The organism is Candidatus Obscuribacterales bacterium (genome assembly GCA_036703605.1).
GTDB lineage: Bacteria > Cyanobacteriota > Cyanobacteriia > RECH01 > RECH01 > RECH01.
The window spans coordinates 1-1,293 of sequence record DATNRH010000378.1; the positions used below are offsets into that span (position 1 = coordinate 1).

The 1,293-nt window shown below is 51.1% G+C and carries 1 protein-coding gene; it reads left to right on the forward strand.

All coding sequences use genetic code 11. The annotated features are described in order from the left end of the window. The first annotated feature begins 171 nt into the window (after positions 1-171). Positions 172-510: a hypothetical protein gene (locus V6D20_07915; GenBank protein ID HEY9815710.1), complete on the forward strand. Its 339-nt coding sequence runs from the start codon at positions 172-174 to the stop codon at positions 508-510. The last annotated feature ends 783 nt before the right edge of the window (positions 511-1,293 follow it).

Here is a 1,293-nt window from a genome sequence, read left to right on the forward strand (position 1 = left end):
TCTACCCTAGCTTGACCATCCGCGAACCCGCGCAGAAATTTTTCAGGGGCTTGTATTCCTGTGGTCGATGTCCAGTCAGCAACGTTACGCATTAGTCGCAAATATGACGACGACCACGACGCCAATTTTCCACAAACATCAATGCACCATCGACCTCAATTAGGTTTTTGTTTGTATCTTATTTTTTGTTCAGTGGCCGTTCCCGTTCACGGCTCCAATTACACGAATTCAACTTGGGCCGCGGGATATATCCCAAGGGATTGGGAAGTCACCGATACTGTGAATAATTTGCCTGTTGGAGCACCAGATGGACGGCCTGCTTATAAGGCGTGGTCGGTCCTCAATGCACCAGGCGACCAAGATGAGTACGGCTTGCACTTGACCTTCCAAGTCCCGCCCGAGTTAAAAGATCCAAACAACAGTAAGTTGGTGTTTCTCTTTTCAAGAAGCGTGCGTCGCCACTTCACCATGTCAAAACTGCATGAAAGTCCTAACCAGAAGATTACATAGTGCGAGGACTGCAGTACGACATCTATGAGCAAAGCCCTGATGCTGGTTTTTATGTAAGCCCAAACCCTACCCAAACCTAAAGCCCGCACCCACCAACCTAGGATTCACAGCATCCCAACCCTATCCCAAACCCTATCCCAACCCCTATCCACACAACCCCAACCCTTACTCTACTAGGGAACTGCAGCACTATACTACGTCGGGGCATTCACAACTACCCCTACAGGCGAAATAGAGTATGTTGAGCCCAGGACCTGGCGGAGGGGATTGGAATTAGGAGTTAGGGGTTGGGTTGGTTAGGGGTGGGCTGGGGATTAATTCGGCGAGGATGAAGGCTAGAGCTAGGGCTGGACGTGGCTTAAGGCATAGGCGGAATTTTACCGAAAACACGTCTTTCTACCATGTGCCAACGAACCAGTCTGGCCAAGTCATCACAGTCCCGCCGGCTCCCTACGACCCAACTACATCTGGCTATTGGTCTCCTGGTAGGAATTGGGGTGTTGTAGATATACTAACTTTTCAAAGGGCTTCATATCCCTATGTCTGTGTTTGCAGGGCCCCAAGGGCTTGCGGTACCCAATTCATGGCTGCGGTTGCGGCAACACGTTGTCTCTGTTATGGGTGGCTCACTGTCCGGTTGTTTCAGGTATTTCACACTTAAGGCTGGGGCTCGGACTGGGGCAAGTCCTTGGACTTGCAATAGTAAATTCAGACTAGGGTTTAGGGGAGGGCTCGGGCTGCTAAATAGAGCCGGGATTAGGAGGGGGCACCGGGAGGCCAGAC